The sequence below is a fragment of the Psychrobacter sp. T6-1 genome (assembly GCF_052258445.1).
In genome coordinates this window covers 1-597 of sequence record NZ_JBQQFC010000768.1, presented here as the reverse complement: position 1 = coordinate 597, position 597 = coordinate 1, and the positions used below count along the sequence as shown (strand labels likewise).

At 43.0% G+C, this 597-nt stretch carries 1 pseudogene; it reads left to right on the top strand.

Annotated elements, in window-relative coordinates:
• Window positions 1–154 precede the first annotated feature (154 nt).
• Window positions 155–597: pseudogene (locus tag ACTXGO_RS15880) on the top strand (hypothetical protein); the annotation flags it as partial.

Sequence of the window (597 nt, the reverse complement as noted above, 5' to 3'; positions counted from 1 at the left end):
ACTACCTTAAAAGCCATTTGCGCAATGAAGACCCTAGAGTAGTTGATAATCTCATTAAACAGATGATTAGTAATAAGGTTATCTTAATATCGAATACAAATAAGCTTAGTTATAACATTTAAAAGCTAAAAACAACTATCCAAAGGCAAACCCCATGCTCATTCCAAAATACTGGGCGCAACATAAACAGCGCTTTAACTCGCCTGCGAAAGCTAATCGACCTTCTAAGCAAGCCACTATTAAACGCTATGGCTGGTCGGATATCAGTCAAAGCGATGCTTTGGATCATGCTAAATTAAGGGTGGCTGAGGCGCATAAGCGCTGGCTAGCAGGCGAGGATATCCTACGCCGTGAGCGCAAGGAAGAATACAACCAAGACAATGGCATTCCTATCCGTGAGCAAGTTATCTCTGAGCAGGTTTTCCCTTCATTCTCGCAATCAAAAACCGCATCAACGCAGCTCATCGTCACCCGCAACAGTTACGGCGCGCAAGTCGCAAACGTCGACAATATCGCTATCATTGATGTCGATAACGACGATTTATTACATCATCTCTATCCTGATAATTATGACAGTCATGGCTTTATGCCCGCTTC